Consider the following 16309-nt stretch of genomic DNA (forward strand, 5'->3'; position numbering starts at 1 on the left):
CCGCGCCTTTTGAGAGAAGTGAGACCTGATCTTGTCGGTTGTCGATCACAACGCCATCGAGCTGCCCCGGATTTCCGAGGCCGAAGTGGGCGACTACATCGCGCTGTTGAAGCCGCGCGTGATGTCGCTGGTGATCTTCACCGCGCTGGTCGGGCTGATGATCGCCCCGGTGCATGTCCATCCGGTGCTGGCGTTCACCTCGATCCTCTGCATCGCGGTCGGCGCCGGCGCCTCCGGCGCGCTCAACATGGCCTATGAGAGCGACGTCGACGCCTTGATGTCGCGCACCGCCAACCGGCCGATCCCGCGCGGCCGGATCACCCCGGCCGAGGCGGCCGCCTTCGGCCTGACGCTCGCCTTCTTCTCGGTGATGACGCTCGGCATCCTGGTCAACTGGGTGGCGGGCGCGCTGCTTGCCTTCACCATCTTCTTCTATGCCGTCATCTACACGATGTTGCTGAAGCGCTGGACCGCGCAGAACATCGTGATCGGCGGTGCTGCCGGCGCGCTGCCGCCGGTGGTGGCATGGGCGGCCGCAACCGGCTCGCTTTCGGTCGAGCCGATTCTGCTGTTCCTGATCATCTTCTTCTGGACTCCGCCGCACTTCTGGGCGCTGGCGCTGTTCCGCAGCGACGACTATGCGCGCGCCGGCATCCCGATGCTGCCGGTGGTCGCCGGTCCCGACGCGACCCGGCTGCAGATCCTGCTCTACACCGTCGTACTGGTCGCGATCGCGCTGGCGCCGTGGCCGCTCGGCTATTTCGACGCGATCTACGGCGTCACTTCGCTGGTTCTCGGCGCCGGCATGCTGTGGCTTGCCATGGAGGTCTATCGCCGCCGTGAGGGCGTTGCAGCCAACCGCGCCACGCGCCGGCTGTTCGCCTTCTCGATCCTCTATCTGTTCGCGCTGTTTGCCGTCCTCCTCGCCGAGGTGGTGGTCCGCGCGATCCTGCCTGTCTTCATCGGGTAGGGACGCCGGGGGGCAAGATGGGGGCGCATGGGATACCAATGGACGAGAAACGCGAACCAGAAGGAATCGTCCTCACCGAGGCGCAGCTCAAGAGCCGCCGCCAGCGCTCGATCGCCATTGCGCTCGCGCTCGGCGTCATGGTCGTGCTGTTCTTCGCCGTCACCCTCGTCAAGGGGCCGGCCGTGCTGGTGCGGCCGCTGTGAGTGAGATGGCAAACCAGGGCGCACCGCAGGCTCCGCAAGGCGAGGGCGCCAAGGTCACGCGCCGCATGCTGACACGCGACGCCGTGGTCGCGTCGATCTGCGGCTTCGTGGTGGTGCTGATGGTCGGCGCGTCCTACGCGGCCGTGCCGTTCTACAACTGGTTCTGCCGCACCACCGGCTTCAACGGCACCACCCAGGTCGCGACCTCGCTGCCGACGGATGCGCCGCTCGCGCGCACCATTTCGGTCAGTTTCGATTCCAACGTCGCGCCGGGCCTGCCCTGGAAGTTCGAGGCCGAGCAGAACACGATCGACGTCAAGATCGGCCAGGTGGTCACGGTCTATTACACCGTGACCAACCAGTCGGCGCGCACCACGACCGGACAAGCCGCCTACAACGTCGCGCCGCTGACGGTCGGCGCCTATTTCCAGAAGATCAACTGCTTCTGCTTCACCGAACAGACCATGGCGCCGGGCGAGAAGCGCGAGATGGCCGTGGTGTTCTATGTCGATCCTGCGCTGGCCAGGGACAGCGAGAACGACACGCTGAAGAACATCACTTTGTCCTACACCTTCTTCCCCGTGCGCGACGCCACGCCGAAGCCCGTGGCTGCGGGCGAGGCGGAGCAGCGCAAGGGCGGCTAGTTCTGGAATATCAAGATTAAGACGTGCCTTGCGGCACGCGAATGGAGAGACGGCAATGGCTGAGGCGCAAGTCAAGCATCACGACTATCATCTCGTCGACCCGAGCCCGTGGCCGGTGGTCGGCTCGGTCTCGGCCTTCATCATGGCGCTCGGGGCGATCGGCTGGATGCACCACATGTTCTCCGCCGCGCCGATCGTGTTCGGCGTCGGCACCATCGGCGTGCTCTACACCATGGCGAGCTGGTGGGGCGACGTGATCAAGGAAGCCCAGTACAAGGGCGACCACACCCGCGTGGTGCAGATCAGCCACCGCTACGGCATGATCCTGTTCATCGCCTCCGAAGTAATGTTCTTCGTCGCCTGGTTCTGGGCGTTCTTCAATTCGGCGCTGTTCCCGGCCGATGCGGTGCACGCGACCCGCGATGCGGTGTTCGGCTGTGGCGCCGGCACGGCGATGGGCGCCTGCTCGGTCCCCGGCACGTGGCCGCCGCATGGCATCGAGACCTTCGATCCCTGGCATCTGCCGCTGCTCAACACGCTGCTGCTGCTGACCTCGGGCACCACCGTCACCTGGGCGCACCATGCGCTGCTGGAGAACGACCGCCAGGGCCTCAAGCAGGGCCTGATCCTCACCGTGATCCTCGGCGCCCTTTTCACCTGTGTGCAGGCCTATGAGTACGCCCATGCGACGTTCTCGTTCGGCGGCAACGTCTACGGCTCGACCTTCTTCATGGCGACCGGGTTCCACGGTTTCCACGTGCTGGTCGGCACCATCTTCCTGCTGGTCTGCCTGATCCGCGCTTATGCCGGCCACTTCACGCCGAAGCAGCACCTCGGCTTTGAGTTCGCCGCCTGGTACTGGCACTTCGTCGACGTGGTCTGGCTGTTCCTGTTCATCTGCATCTACGTCTGGGGCCACGGCGCTGAGTCCATGGCTCACGGCGCACACTAACCTCGCTGACGTGCTAAGAGGGGGCGGCCTGATGGCCGCCCCCTTTGCTTTTGAAGAGAACCGATGACCGACACCCCGCCCACTGTGACCGAAAGCGCGTTGCGCGGCATCGCCTGCCGCTGCCCCCGCTGCGGCAAGGGCAAGCTCTATTCCGGCTTCCTGACGCTGGCGCCGCGCTGCCAGGCCTGCGGCCTCGACTTCGCCTTCATCGATGCCGGCGACGGGCCGGCGGTCTTCATCATCATGCTGGCCGGCGCCATCGTGGTCGCGGCGGCGCTGATCGTCGAGGTGAAGTACCAGCCGCCGTTCTGGGTGCATGCGGCGTTGTGGCTGCCGTTGATCGTGGTCACCACGATCCTGCCGCTGCGTTCGATGAAGGCGCTTCTGATCGCGCTGCAATTCCACCACAAGGCCGCCGAAGGCCAGTTGATCGAGCGCGACCCGGAATGAATGACACGACGAACAAGGCGTTTTCCAGCGAAGTGGATACAGGTTCGCGCCAAGAAAACGCGTCGAAAGGTTCTACTCGGCCGAGCGCGGCCGGCTTCGGCATTTTCACGCTGATCCTGATCGCGGTGTTCATCGCTCTCGGCGTCTGGCAGTTGCAGCGCAGGGTCGAGAAGCATGCGCTGGTCGCCGCACTCGACGAGCGGCTGGCCGCCCCGACCGAGGCGCTGCCGCCGCCGTCGGCGTGGCCCACGCTGACCTCGGCGAGGGACGAATTCCGCCGCGTCACCCTGACCGCGACCTACGCGAAGCAGCCGGACGCGATGGTCTTCAGCTCCGGCTCCGCGGTGCGCGACGACGTTTCGGGGCCCGGCACCTGGGCGTTCCTGCCGGCCAAGCTCGCCAGCGGCGAGAGCGTCGTGATCAACACCGGCTTTGTCCAGAACACGATGCAGGACCGTGCCTTCGAGGATCGCGTCACAGGCCGCCTCGTCACCGGCGCGCCGGTTGAGCTCACCGGCTATATCCGCTTTCCCGAGCCGCCGGGCCGGCTGACGCCGAAGGAAGATCTGCCGAAGCGGCTGTGGTTCGTGCGCGACCATCGCGCGATGGCGCAGACGCTCGACTGGGGCAAAGATGGAGCTCAAATCGCGCCGTTCTATATCGACCTCGAGGCGCCGGTGCCCGACAGCGGCACGCCGAAGCCCGGACCGCTCAAGGTTCGGCTCAAGGACGACCACATGCAGTACGCCATCACCTGGTTCTCGCTGGCCGCCGCGGTCACGATCGCCTTCGGCCTGTGGTGGCGCGGCCAGCGCCGCCGGGCGGCTTGAGGTCAGGTCGAGAGCGCGTGGCCGGCTCCGATCAGGCGGATCAGCATGTCGCCCCATAGCGCGCCGAGAATCCCGGTCAGCACGAACGCGGTCCAGAACAGCGCGGGACGCCCGATCCGCGCCCATCGGGCCGCGGCCACCGCCGGCAGGCCAATCGCGACGGCCAGCAGCACGATCGACGAGCCGGTCTGGCCGGGGTCCACTACCCAGTCGGCCAACGAACTGGCGAATGCCTGCGCCAGCATCGCGACGATCCAGAACGGAGCCTGGTCGCGGACCGAGCCGACGCAGAGAAATCCCGTTGCTCCCGCCACCCGGGCCCAAACGATCAGGGCGAGCGCGAACAGCGCCGCCAGCTGAACGGAGGCGACAAGATCGCCGATCCCGAGCGACCGGTCCGCCATATGGGCCAATGCCGCGCTGAGGACCAGGACGCCGACCAGCACCGGCCAGAAGGCGATCCGACCGGCACGATCGCGCGCGTACAGGACCCCGATCGACACCACGCCGGCCGCGGCCAGGACGTGGCTGCCCTTGCCCGCGACCGCATGGCCTCCGATTTCGCCCAGCGCTGCGGCAAAGGTCCGGATCGCCCAGAAGCGGAACGCGGCCTCGCGAACTGCGCTGGTCCCTCGCATCCCTACATGACGCATGTCCATGCGCGTCTCCCCGGCAGCGTTCAGGTCGACAATGTCGGATGTGCCGCAGGCTCACCCGAACGGCCGCGGCGCATGCGGTTGATCCACTGGGTCAAGCCATCGAGATAGATGTACACGACCGGCGTCGTGAACAGCGTCATCAGCTGCGAGACGATCAGCCCGCCGACGATGGCAAAGCCGAGCGGCTGACGCAGCTCCGATCCGGTGCCGGTGCCGATCATCAGCGGGACGCCGCCGAGCATCGCGCACATCGTCGTCATCAGGATCGGGCGGAAGCGCGCCTTGCAGGCCATGTAGACCGACTGCTCGGCAGGGAGATGCTGGTGGCGCTCGGCCTCCAGCGCGAAATCGATCAGCATGATGCCGTTCTTCTGCACGATGCCGATCAGCAGGATGATGCCGACGAGCCCGATCACGTCGAGCCCGAAGCCGAACGCCCACAGCGCGAGCAGTGCGCCGAGCCCGGCGGACGGCAGGGTCGAGAGGATCGTGATCGGATGGATCGTGCTCTCATAGAGCATGCCGAGGATCAGATAGACGGCGACCACCGCGGCAAGGATCAGGATCGGCGTCGACGCGAGCGCCGCCTGGAACGCCTGCGCATTGCCCTGGAAGCTGGTGATCACGGTCGACGGCACGTGCAGGTCGGCGGTCGCCTTCTGGACCGCCGCGACCGCGGTTCCCACCGCTGTGCCCGGCGCCAGATTGAAGCTCAGCGTGACCGACGGAAACTGGCTCTGGTGGTTCACCGAGAGCGGCGCGGTGCCGTAATCGATGCTCGCGATCTGGCTCAAGGGCACCATCGTCCCCGCGGACGAGCGGACGTAGATGCGGTTGAGCGCATAGGGGCCGAGCTGGAACGACGGATCGACCTCGAGGATCACGTAATAGGTGTTGAGTGTCGTGAACAGCTGGGCGACGTGACGCTGGCCGAATGAATCATAGAGCGTGTTGTCCACCGCGGCCGGATCGATGCCGAGGCGGGAGGCCGCGTCGCGGTCGATCTGCAGCTTGAGCTGACGCGCGGCGTTGGCCTGGTCGGTCGCGACGTCGGCCAGTTCCGGCAACGTCTTCAGCTTCTGATACAGCTTGCCGGCCCACAAATTGAGCTCGTCCTGGTTCACGTCGGTGAGGGTGAACTGATACTGCGTCTTGGACAGGCGGCTGGCGAGATTGATGTCCTGCGTCGCCTGCATGAACACCGACATCCCCTTGATCTTCTGCAGCGCGGTGTCGAGCTGCCGGATCACCTGGTCGGCGGATGCATTGCGCTCGTTGCGCGGCTTCAACAGCACGAACAGGCGGCCGTTGTTCTCGGTCACGGTCGGGCCGCCCGGTCCGATATAGCCGGTCGCATTGGCAACCGAGGGATTCTTGGCGATGACGTCGATGACACTGCGTTGCAGCGTCGCCATCTGCGCCGGCGAGATGTCCGCCGAGGCCTCGGTGATGCCGGTGATCATGCCGGTGTCCTGCTGGGGAAAGAAGCCCTTGGGGATGCTCACGAACAGCAGGCCGGTCACCACGACGCTTGCCAGCATGACCGACAGGGTCGTGGCCTTGTAGCGCAACGCCCTGGCAAGCACGGCCTCGTAGGCCGCCTGGATCGCGACGAAGCCGCGTTCCAGCGTGCGCGACACTGCGCCAGCATTGGCGCCCTGGTGCGGCGACAGCAGATAGGCGCACATCATCGGCGTCAGGGTCACCGAGACGATCACCGACACCACGATGGCAACGCAGACCGTGACGGCGAATTCCTGGAACATGCGGCCGATCACCCCGCCCATCAGCAGCAGCGGAATGAACACCGCGATCAGCGAGACCGAAATCGAGATGATGGTGAAGCCGATCTCGCCGGCGCCCTTCAGGGCGGCCTGCATTGGAGAGAGACCTTCCTCGATATGCCGCGAGATGTTCTCGATCATCACGATGGCATCGTCGACGACGAAGCCGACCGCGATCGACAGGCCCATCAGCGACAGATTGTCGAGGCTGTAGTTGAGCAGATACATCACGCCGAAGGTGCCGATCAGCGAGATCGGGACCGAGACCGCGGGGATGATGGTCGCCCACAGATTGCGCAGGAACAGGAAGATCACGCCGACCACCAGCGCAATGGTCAGCACCAAAGTGAGCTGAACGTCGGCGACGCTGGCGCGGATGGTCTGGGTGCGGTCGGACGCAATCTGGACCTTGATGTCGGATGGCAGGCTCGCCACCAGCTGCGGCAGCAATTTCTTGATGCCGTCGACCGTGCTGATCACGTTGGCGCCGGGCTGGCGCTGGATCGCGAGGATGATGGCGGGCTTGTCGTTGTACCAGCCATGCAGCGTGATGTCCTCGGCCGCCACCACGGCGTGCCCGATATCGCGCAGGCGGACCGGCGCGCCGTTGCGATAGGCGATGATCAGATCGTCATACTTGCTCGCGACCAGCACCTGGTCGTTGGTGGCGAGCGTATAGGCCTGCTGGCTGCCGTAGAGCACGCCCTTGGGCTGGTTCACGGTGATGTTGCCGAGCGTGGTGCGCAATTGCTCGAGATCGAGCCCCGCGGCGGCGAGCTTGGCCGGATTGACCTGCACCCGGATCGAGGGCTTTTGCATACCGCCGATGGTGACGAGCGAGACGCCCGGCACCTGCGACAATTTCTGTGCCAAAATGCTGTCGGCATAGTCGTCGACCTTGGTCAGCGGCTCGGTGTCCGACATCAGCGCGATCAGCAGCACCGGCACGTCGGCCGGGTTGACCTTGTGGAAGGTCGGGGGCGACGGCATGGTCTTGGGCAATTGCCCCGATGCCGCATCGATCGCGGTCTGCACGTCCTGCGCGGCCGCATCGACGCTGCGGTTCAGCGCGAATTGCAGCGTGATCTGGGTGTTGCCGAGCCCGCTGCTCGAGCTCATGCCGGTGAGGCCTGCGATCTGGCCGAATTGCCGCTCCAGCGGTGTCGCGACTGAGGAGGCCATGGTCTGCGGATCGGCGCCGGGCAATTGCGCGGTGACCTGGATGGTCGGGGTATCCACCGTCGGCAGCGCCGAGACCGGCAGGCGCACGAAGGCGATCATGCCGACCAGCACGATGGCGATGGCCAGAAAGGCGGTGGCGACGGGCTTGCGGATAAAACCTGCGGAGATGTTCATGGCAGCATGCCTGCGCTTGCGGTGGTTGCGTCCTGGACCTGGTCTTTCTTGTCATCGGGCACGATCTCGACCGTCGTCCCCGGATTGAGCCGGTACTGGCCCGCGGTGACCACGGTCTCGTTCGCCGCGAGGCCCTGCTCGATCAGGATCTGCCCGTCGCGCGATTGGCCGGTGGTGACATTGCGGATGCTGACGACGTTGTTCGCGCCAACCACATAGGCGAAGCCGCCGTCCGGTCCCTGGCGCACCGCCGTCAGCGGCACGGTGAGCGCGTCGTGGCGGACGGCGATCGTCAGGTGGACGTTGACGAAGGTGCCGGGCCACAGCGTGTTGCCGACATTGGGAAAGGACGCCTTCAGCTGCACTGTACCGGTCGTGCTGTCGACCTGGTTGTTGAGCAGCATCAGACTGCCGTGGTCGAGCTTGCGCTTGTTCTGTGCATCATAGACCTCGACCGAGACGTCTCCGGACGCCAGCGCCTGCCGCACGCCCGGGATCTCGCCGGACGGCAGTGTGAAGATCACCGCGATCGGCTGCAGCTGGGTGAGGACCACGAGCCCGTTGGTGTCGGTCGGGTGCACGATGTTGCCGGGATCGATGCGGCGGATGCCGGTGACGCCGTCGAACGGTGCGGTGATCGTGGCGAAGCTCAGCTGGGTTTGCGCGGCTTCCAGCGCGGCCTTGTCGAGCGCGACGGTGCCTTCGCCCTGCGTGACCTGCGAGTCCTGGGTGTCGAGCAGTTGCTGGGTCGCAAAGCCGCGATTGGCGAGCGGCTGGGTTCGCGCCAAATTGGTCCTAGCGTTCTTCAGGCTCGCCTCGTCGCGCGCCAGCGCGGCCTCGGCCTGGTCGACCTGGGCCTCGTAGACCCGCGGGTCGATCTTGGCGAGCACATCGCCGCGCTTCACCTGCTTGCCCTCGACGAAATCGACGCTGTCGAGCGTGCCCTGCACCTGGGTGCGTATGGTGGCGGTGTTGATCGGCGTCACCGTGCCCAGTCCCTCCAGCACGATCGGCACATCATGCTGCAGGACCTTCGCCGCCGTCACCGGAACGACGGGTGTGGCCGCGGCGGACTGCGTCGCCGCTGCTGCATGGTCCGCTGCATCGTCCGGCCGATGCACGACATAAGCGCCGGCGCCGATTGCGGCGGCGGCCACCAGGCCCGCGCAAGCGATCTTGAAGGCTTTGGATATCATAGGTCACCAGCTCCATCGGTTGTCCGGCGGCCGATCGTTGCGACCAGCTCTAGGACAAAGGTTTCAGTTGCGCTCGCGGCGGCCGCTTCCGTTCCGCGGCCGGCGGTCAAATCGAGGTGGATGATGCGTGCGTCGAGATCGGCGGCGCGCAACGCGCCGATCAGGCTGCCTTGCGGCGCATCGTCGTTGCGATGAACGACGAGCCGGATCGCGGTCACCGTCGGCACGATGTGAAACGGCAGTGCGTCGGAGGCGACGTCGATCGCGACAATGCCGCCGCAGGGCAGCTCGCCCCGCAGCGCCAGTTCGAGCATGCGCCGCGCGACCGATCCCTCGCCGATCAGGATCAGCTGCCGCGGGATCATGTCGACGCGATCGAGCGCGGCGGCGACGCCGCTCAGGATGCCGGCATAGCTGGTTTCGCGAAGGTCGATCGGCAGCCACGTCGCCAGCGGCGTCAGCCGGCGCCAGCGCGTGAAGGTTTCCGGCATGGCGATGGACGCGGCATCGGGGGCGACCAGGACGCCGACCAGCACGCCCGTGGTGGCGCGACGGGGTCGGGCTGCGATTGCGCTGTGCGGGCTTTCGGACATACCCGGAGGCTGGGCTCTAGCCCGATATTATTCAAATGAATTGTCTTTATCCACCAATTCAGATCATGCATGATGACGGCATGCGGATGCGCAATCTCGATCTCAATCTGCTCTTGGTGTTCGACGCCGTCATGCGCGAGCGCAGCGTGGTGCGCGCGGCCGGCGCGCTTGCCATCAGCCAGCCCGCCGTGAGCCACGCGCTGAACCGGCTGCGTCATGCGCTGAAAGACCAGCTGTTCGTCCGCACGCCGTCGGGCATGCTGCCGACGCCGCGGGCGGAAGCGTTGGCGCTGCCGGTTCGCAAGGCGCTCAACGAGCTGCAACTCGCGGTCGAGGGGGATCGTTTCGATCCGGCGCAGGCGGAACGGCGCTTCACCATTGCCGTCAATAATTATGCCGCGGTGGTCGCGGCCGGCTCGATCATCGCGGCGGTGCGCGCGCAGGCGCCGAAAGTGCGGCTGACGCTGGTGCCGAGCGGGACGCTCAATCTCGCCGACAGGCTCGATCGCGCCGAGCTCGATCTTGCGATCTCCGCCCGCGCGCTGGAGGGCGAGCGGTTTGCCGCCTGCCGATTGATCGAGGACCGCTTTGTCGCCGTGCTGCGGGCCGGTCACCCGGCCTTGCGCAAGAAGCTGACCGGCGAGACGCTGGTCGAGCTGCCGCACCTTGCGATCACCTCCAGCGGCGAAGATCTGGATTTTATCGATGCCTGGCTGCGGGCCCGCAAGGCGAGCCGCACTATTGCGTCAGATGTGCCGTATCTATCCGCAGGCTCGGTCCTGGTGCAATCGAACATGGTGGCGATCCTCGGGCGCAAGCTCGCGCTCGAATTCCGCCGCGCCTATCCGATCGAGATGCGGGAGCTGCCGTTCGATGCATCGAAATTGCAGAGCGTCATGAGCTGGCACCGCCGCTTCGACGATCTGCCGGCGCACCGCTGGCTGCGGGACACGATCATTGCCGCTACGCGCGGGATCTGATCTGCGTCGAAACGATCTCGAATCAATACGCCCGCGCCGATCTGCGGCGCGGGCGTATCGCGGTTGACCTCTGCACTCGTCAGTGGCCGACGGGGGCGGGGCCGCCGAGCTTGACCTTGCGCAAGGTCAGCGCCAGCGGGATTGCCGAGAGCGAGATCAGCATCAGGACCCAGAACGCATCCATGTAGGACAGGAACGAGGCCTGGGTCTGCACCTGCTGCCCGATCCACTGGATCGCCTGTTGATGCGCCTGCGCCAGTGAATTGCCCTGGGCGACGAAGAAATCGGTGACCTGGTGCAGCGTGTCCTGATATTGCGGACTGGACGGCGTCACCTGCTCGACCAGCCGGCTCTGGTGGAATTGCTGGCGATGCGTCAGCACGTTGGAGACGATCGAGACGCCGATCGAGCCGCCGGTGTTGCGCGCCGCGTTGATCAGCGCGGACGCCTGGTCGGTCTTGTCGGGCGGAATGCCGTCATAGGACGCCGCCATGATCGGCACGAAGATCAAGGGCAGGCCGACGCCGATCAGCATGCGCGAGCGCGCCATGAACCAGAAGCCGAGATCGGCATACACGTTGGTCATGCTGTACATCGAGGCGGCGATCACCAGTGCGCCGGCGACGATCAAATATTTCGGCTGCACCTTGGCGGCGAGCCGGCCGACCGCGAACATCATCACCATGGTGACCACGCCGCCGGGCGAGAGCACAAGGCCGGCCCAGGTCGCGGTGTAGCCGAAATCCTGCTGCACCAGCTGCGGCAGGAACTGGGTGGTCGCAAGCAGGATGGCGCCGGTCGCCAGCATCACCAGGAAGCAGGCGCCGAACTGCCGGGTCGCGACCATGCGCAGGTCGATCATCGGATTGCGGCGGGTCATCTCCCACGGGATCATCAGCACGAACGCCGTGGCGCTGATCGCCGCAAAGGTGATGATGAAGGGCGAGCCGAACCAGTCGTCCTCGAGGCCGCGGTCGAGCGTCACCTCGAGCGCGCCGAGGAAGGTCGCGACCAGCGCGAAGCCGATGAAGTCGAAGCTGTTGTTCTGCGGCTGCGCGGCCTTCTGCGCTCCTTTGGCCTTCGCGGGCTCCTGCAGCACCGCTGCGATCAGCGCGATCGCAAACACGCCGACCGGGGCGTTGATCAGGAAGCACCAGTGCCAGGACAGATTGTCGGACAGCCAGCCGCCGAGCGTCGGGCCGACCACCGGCGCCACCACCACGGCGATGCCGAACACCGCAAACGCCTGGCCGCGCTTGGCCGGCGGGAAGGCGTCGGCGAGGATCGACTGCGCCACCGGCACCATGCCGCCGCCGCCAAGTCCTTGCAGGATACGGAACAGCAGCAGCGCGTTCAGATTGGGTGCGAAGCCGCACAGCACCGAGCTCACCGTGAAGATGCCGAGGCAGATCAGGAAGAAGGTCTTGCGTCCGAGCATACGGGCAAGAAAGCCCGAGGCGGTCAGGATGATGGCGTTGGACACCAGGTAGGTCGTGACCACCCAGGAGGCTTCGTCCTCGCTCACGCCCATGCCGCCCGCGATATAGGGCAGCGCGACGTTGGCGATGGTGGTGTCGAGCACCTCCATGAAGCTCGCGAGCGCAACCACGATGGCGATCAGCCAGGGATTGACGGCAACGCTCGGAGCAGGGAGGCTTTTGGCATCGATTGCTGCTGCACTCATGACAGCCTCCCCGGATCAGAGCTTTCCAAGACGCTCGAGCAGCGACGGCGTCGGATTGATCCGCACCGTCGGGACGACAGACATGCCCGGGCCGAGCGCGACGTCGGTCGGCGGATTGTCCATCACGATCTTCACCGGCACGCGCTGCACGATCTTGACGTAGTTGCCGGTGGCGTTCTGCGCCGGCAGCAGCGAGAACGCAGTCCCCGATCCCGGCTGCACACTTTCGACATGGCCGTTGATCGTACGGCCCGGATAAGCGTCGATCTTCAGTGTCACCTTCTCGCCCGGACGCATCTGGTCGAGCTGGATCTCCTTGAAGTTCGCGGTGACCCAGGTCTGGTCGGGTACGAACATCGTGAGGTTGGTGCCGGCCTGCGCGAACTGGCCGACCGCCGCCGACAGGTTGACGACGCGGCCCGGCTGCGCCGCGGTCACGGTGGTGTAGGACAGATTGAGCTCTGCCTGGTCGCGCTGCGCCTCGGCCTGGGCAAGGGTTGCGACCGCGCTCTTGCGCTGCGCCTTCAGCGATTCCACCTGGCGCTGCGCGAGGTTGAGCGTCGCTTGCGCGCTCAGCAGAGACGCCTGCTGCTGATGCAGTTGCGAGGTGTACTGCTCGGAATTCTGCACGGTGCCGTAGCCGGTCTGCTCCAGATGCTGATAGCGCGTGGCCTGCTGCTGGGCGAAGGTCAGCGCCGCCTGGGCCTGGTCCACCTGGGCCTGGTTGGCTGCGATCTGCGCCTGTTGCACGTCGAGCTGCGCATCGACATTCTGGATGCTGGCCTGGGCGGCCGCGACCTGCGCCGCGGCCTGCGCCAGCGCGACGCGATAGTCGCGGTCGTCGATGCGCGCGATCACGTCGCCGGTGGCGATGTGCTGGTTGTCGGTGACCGGAACCGCAGTGATGTAGCCGGAGACTTTTGGCGCGAGCGCGAACTGCCGCGCCGCGATGAAGGCGTCGTCGGTGGATTCGAAATGCCCGGTGTAGTCCATGTAGAGAGTGCCGCCGCCGAGCGTAGCGGCGAGCAGCACGGCGCCGATCGCGGAGACCACCGGACGGCGACGCAGGAAGCCGCGCCGCTGTGGGGCGACTTCCGGCGGGACTGTTTCGGGCGGGGCGGGTTCCTTGCTTGCGGGGCGCTCCTGCGCGGGAGCCCGCGCGGTGACCTCCGGCCGCTCGGATGTGACGTTGGGCTCGTGTGAGGCCGGCGCCGAGGGCGAACCCTCGATGCTCTCGTGCCCTCCTTGGTCGCGCTCCAAAACAGTGTCTTCGAACATGATGGCTGCTCCTGCTGTCGGGCGAGGTCTGCATGGCCTTCGCAGAAGGGAACGGTACCGTTCCGTTCTGCGCGGCAAATAGTCTCGTGGCAGCGCAACGTCAATAGAAACGGAACTGTATCGTTCTATTTATAACTAGATGTGATAGGGCTATATTGCTTGATGTTGCCGGCCGGACCGGCCCATGGAACCCGGGGAAGACTGATGACCACCAGTACCCTGAAGATGCCGCGGGCGCCCAAGACCAGGACGGCGATCGGGCCAGCCGAAGTACGCGCCGGCCGGCCGCCAAAGGAATTCGCCGGCGAGGTCGACGCGCGCATCCTCGATGCCGCGCGCAAGGTCTTCCTGCAGCGCGGGTTCGAAGGCGCCAGCATCGACGAGATCGCCGAGGCCGCGCGTTCCGGCAAGCGCACCATCTATGCGCGCTTCCGCGACAAGCGGGCCCTGTTCACCGAGGTGGTGACGCGGGACATCCTGTCACGCATCGCGGAGTTCAAGGCGGACGCGCCGCTCGGCGCGACGGTGGAGGAGCGCCTCACCAGCGTCGCCTCGACCCTGTTGCATTGGGGCCTCGACGCCGACCGGATCGGCCTGATGCGGCTTGCGATCGCGGAGGCGCATCGCTTCCCGGATCTCGCCGCCACCGTCAACCGCAGGGCGCGCGCGCTCGCCACCGAGCTCGGCGTTCACCTGCTGCGCGACCTGACGCAATCCGACGAGCTCGGCAAGCTGCCGGCCTTCGCGCCGGAGCACCTGCCGACCACGGCGCGCCTGTTCCTCGACATCATCGCGGTGCCGATGCTGCTCCGGGCCCTGTACGAAGTCGACTTGAAGGCGCTCGATCCCGAGCTCGATGAGCACGTCGCGCGCGGCGTCGCGTTCTTCGTCGCGGCATGCAGGAGCGGCTATCGGTTCGGCGTCGATTGATTCCGGCCGGTCCGCTCAACCGGTTGTGAGCGTGGTCAGTTGCAACTTGGCCACAGATCGCGGAAAAGAATAAAATTCGAGTGAGACACGCTGTCGCATTCCCTCCTCTCATGGCAGAGACGTGCGTCGCTGGCTTGGCCAGCGCAAGGGGAATGGAAGTGCGTCGTTTTGGAATCATTAGGACTAGCCTGCTCTTGATCACTGGGTTTGCAGGCGCGGCATCAGCCGCTGACTTGCCGGAGCGTAGCTGGACCAAGGCTCCGCCATTGGTGGCTCCAGCGTTCAACTGGTCCGGATTATACGCCGGCGTGAATGTGGGCGGCGGCTGGTACGATGGTGGGAATATCACGACCGGCAGCAATGTCACCTCGCTCGTCGCCCCCGACAACATCGTCCGTATCCCCGTCTCGAACAACAACCAGTCGGGTGTTACCGCTGGTGGATTGCTCGGATACAATTATCAGTTGGACAGGATCATCCTCGGGGTGGAAGCTGATTTCAACTCCGCCGACCTGAAGTCCTCCCGGGGTGGAAGCACCACCGCCGTTTTCGATGTCGGTCGTTTTGGTGGTCGAGGCGGGGGCGGCGGGCGATTTACCACCGTGACCGGAAACTACAATTTTCAAACCGCCAGCAAGATCGATTGGTTCGGCACCGTGCGGGGCCGCATCGGCTTTGTGCCGGCCGAGCGCCTGCTGATCTACGGGACAGGCGGTCTGGCCTATGGCGAGGTGAAGACCCATATCGCCAATTCGGAAGTTTTTTCGAATGGCGTTTCGCGGCTCTGGCTTGGCGACAACTCCGATGTCCGCGTCGGTTGGACCGTCGGTGGCGGCCTCGAATATGCCTTCACCAACAACTGGACGCTGCGCGGCGAATATCTCTATGTCGATCTCGGCAGCAGCGGCGTTACGGCGACATTCCAGGGCGCGGACCCGCTGCAGAGCCAGATCCGCTACAACGCAAGCCGCGAGAACAGGTTCAGCGTTGCTCACGCCGCATTGAGCTACAAGTTCTGACACGGCTTGAGCAAAGCGCGCTCGGATCGCTCAGCCCGGCGCGCGCTCCACGGCGTGGCGCAGCCAGACCATGCCGCCTTCCAGCGTCTCGCAGTGGGTGAGTCGGAGCGACTGTCCGGCGCCGGGGCGGTCGCCTTCCGGGCCGTGATAGTCGACGATGCTCTGCGATCCCGCGACGCCGTCGACCGCCGGATGGATCAACGTGCTGAACTCGTCGATCAGTCCCTGCTTGAGGAACGCGCCATTGATCCCGCCGCCGCCTTCGAGCAGCAGCGTCTTGGCGCCGAACAGCGCCGCGAGCTGCGTCATCGCGCTCGCCAGATCGTCGCCCTTGCGGCCTGCGAAGATGTAGGACGCGCCGTCCTCGCGCAGCTCGGCGAGATGGCTGTCAGAGACCTGCTCGCCGAGCACCGCAACGGCGTGATCGCCGCCGACATTGTCCTTGCCGAAATGGACGCGGCCCGACGGATCGATGCCGACAGCGAGCTTGCGGCCGTTGCGGTTGCCAAGATGCGGCTCGCGCGGCAGCTTGGGCGCATTGGCGAACTGCCGCTCGGTTCCCTTGGCCATCTCGTTCATGGTGACGCGGCCGATGATCCATCCATCGGCATTGAAGCCGTCATGAATCCTTTCATAGTGGGAGCGCAGCACGTCGGCCGGGATGCCGGCGGCCGGCTTGGTGAAGCGGCTGGGATGCAGCCGGCCGTCGATCGACGTGCCCATGTGGCAGATGATGTGGGGTCGCATAGACTAACTCTTCGGTAGAGCGGCGCGGTGACCG

The 16309-nt window shown here is 65.8% G+C and carries 16 protein-coding genes; 9 read left to right on the forward strand and 7 right to left on the reverse strand.

What is annotated here, in order from left to right:
- The first annotated feature begins 31 nt into the window (after nucleotides 1–31).
- From AAFG13_RS30445 to AAFG13_RS30470, 6 genes are all read left to right on the forward strand, one after another.
- On the forward strand, nucleotides 32–970 hold the full coding sequence (locus AAFG13_RS30445) for a heme o synthase (RefSeq protein ID WP_342709113.1): 939 nt from the start codon (nucleotides 32–34) through the stop codon (nucleotides 968–970).
- Nucleotides 971–1008: 38 nt separating this feature from the next.
- Nucleotides 1009–1173, forward strand: coding sequence for a CoxF protein (locus tag AAFG13_RS30450; RefSeq protein WP_176528844.1), 165 nt, complete (start codon nucleotides 1009–1011; stop codon nucleotides 1171–1173).
- Nucleotides 1174–1178: 5 nt separating this feature from the next.
- Nucleotides 1179–1817 carry a cytochrome c oxidase assembly protein gene (locus AAFG13_RS30455; protein ID WP_342713429.1) on the forward strand — a complete coding sequence of 213 codons (639 nt, stop codon included), beginning with the start codon at nucleotides 1179–1181 and terminating at the stop codon, nucleotides 1815–1817.
- A gap of 55 nt (nucleotides 1818–1872) precedes the next feature.
- On the forward strand, nucleotides 1873–2769 hold the full coding sequence (locus tag AAFG13_RS30460) for a cytochrome c oxidase subunit 3 (RefSeq protein WP_212319921.1): 897 nt from the start codon (nucleotides 1873–1875) through the stop codon (nucleotides 2767–2769).
- A 63-nt stretch (nucleotides 2770–2832) separates the two neighbouring features.
- Entirely contained in the window at nucleotides 2833–3219 is a 387-nt protein-coding gene (locus tag AAFG13_RS30465) for a DUF983 domain-containing protein (RefSeq protein ID WP_212319923.1), read from the forward strand.
- Nucleotides 3216–4049 (forward strand): SURF1 family cytochrome oxidase biogenesis protein, encoded by an 834-nt coding sequence (locus AAFG13_RS30470; protein WP_342709114.1) that lies wholly within the window; start codon nucleotides 3216–3218, stop codon nucleotides 4047–4049. The genes AAFG13_RS30465 and AAFG13_RS30470 overlap by 4 nt, the downstream gene beginning before the upstream one ends.
- Nucleotides 4050–4051: 2 nt before the next feature.
- On the opposite strand, the gene AAFG13_RS30475 is transcribed toward AAFG13_RS30470, so the two are convergent.
- Genes AAFG13_RS30475 through AAFG13_RS30490 form a run of 4 tightly spaced genes read right to left on the reverse strand, consistent with a single transcriptional unit; the run spans nucleotide 4052 to nucleotide 9637 of the window.
- Entirely contained in the window at nucleotides 4052–4708 is a 657-nt protein-coding gene (locus AAFG13_RS30475; protein ID WP_342709115.1) for a hypothetical protein, read from the reverse strand.
- Nucleotides 4709–4728: 20 nt separating this feature from the next.
- A complete protein-coding gene (locus AAFG13_RS30480; protein WP_342709116.1) occupies nucleotides 4729–7848 on the reverse strand; it encodes an efflux RND transporter permease subunit in 3120 nt (1039 codons plus the stop codon).
- Nucleotides 7845–9044 carry an efflux RND transporter periplasmic adaptor subunit gene (locus tag AAFG13_RS30485; RefSeq protein WP_342709117.1) on the reverse strand — a complete coding sequence of 400 codons (1200 nt, stop codon included), beginning with the start codon at nucleotides 9042–9044 and terminating at the stop codon, nucleotides 7845–7847. The genes AAFG13_RS30480 and AAFG13_RS30485 overlap by 4 nt, the downstream gene beginning before the upstream one ends.
- Nucleotides 9041–9637: a hypothetical protein gene (locus AAFG13_RS30490; RefSeq protein WP_249132710.1), complete on the reverse strand. Its 597-nt coding sequence runs from the start codon at nucleotides 9635–9637 to the stop codon at nucleotides 9041–9043. Before AAFG13_RS30490 ends, AAFG13_RS30485 begins: the two co-directional genes overlap by 4 nt.
- Nucleotides 9638–9717: 80 nt before the next feature.
- Between AAFG13_RS30490 and AAFG13_RS30495 the strand changes: the two genes are divergently transcribed.
- Nucleotides 9718–10617 (forward strand): LysR family transcriptional regulator, encoded by a 900-nt coding sequence (locus AAFG13_RS30495; RefSeq protein ID WP_342709118.1) that lies wholly within the window; start codon nucleotides 9718–9720, stop codon nucleotides 10615–10617.
- A gap of 79 nt (nucleotides 10618–10696) precedes the next feature.
- Here AAFG13_RS30495 and AAFG13_RS30500 read toward each other — a convergent pair whose 3' ends face one another.
- Both AAFG13_RS30500 and AAFG13_RS30505 read right to left on the reverse strand, forming a co-directional pair.
- Nucleotides 10697–12301: a DHA2 family efflux MFS transporter permease subunit gene (locus AAFG13_RS30500; protein WP_342709119.1), complete on the reverse strand. Its 1605-nt coding sequence runs from the start codon at nucleotides 12299–12301 to the stop codon at nucleotides 10697–10699.
- Nucleotides 12302–12316: 15 nt separating this feature from the next.
- On the reverse strand, nucleotides 12317–13561 hold the full coding sequence (locus tag AAFG13_RS30505; protein WP_342713430.1) for an HlyD family secretion protein: 1245 nt from the start codon (nucleotides 13559–13561) through the stop codon (nucleotides 12317–12319).
- Nucleotides 13562–13783: 222 nt separating this feature from the next.
- Between AAFG13_RS30505 and AAFG13_RS30510 the strand changes: the two genes are divergently transcribed.
- Complete coding sequence (locus tag AAFG13_RS30510; RefSeq protein WP_342709120.1) at nucleotides 13784–14509, forward strand: TetR/AcrR family transcriptional regulator; 726 nt, start codon at nucleotides 13784–13786, stop codon at nucleotides 14507–14509.
- A 194-nt stretch (nucleotides 14510–14703) separates the two neighbouring features.
- Nucleotides 14704–15528: an outer membrane beta-barrel protein gene (locus AAFG13_RS30515; RefSeq protein ID WP_342709121.1), complete on the forward strand. Its 825-nt coding sequence runs from the start codon at nucleotides 14704–14706 to the stop codon at nucleotides 15526–15528.
- A 30-nt stretch (nucleotides 15529–15558) separates the two neighbouring features.
- On the opposite strand, the gene AAFG13_RS30520 is transcribed toward AAFG13_RS30515, so the two are convergent.
- Nucleotides 15559–16275, reverse strand: coding sequence for a RibD family protein (locus AAFG13_RS30520; protein WP_342709122.1), 717 nt, complete (start codon nucleotides 16273–16275; stop codon nucleotides 15559–15561).
- Nucleotides 16276–16309 lie beyond the last annotated feature (34 nt).

The sequence above is a fragment of the Bradyrhizobium sp. B124 genome, assembly GCF_038967635.1.
Lineage (GTDB): Bacteria > Pseudomonadota > Alphaproteobacteria > Rhizobiales > Xanthobacteraceae > Bradyrhizobium.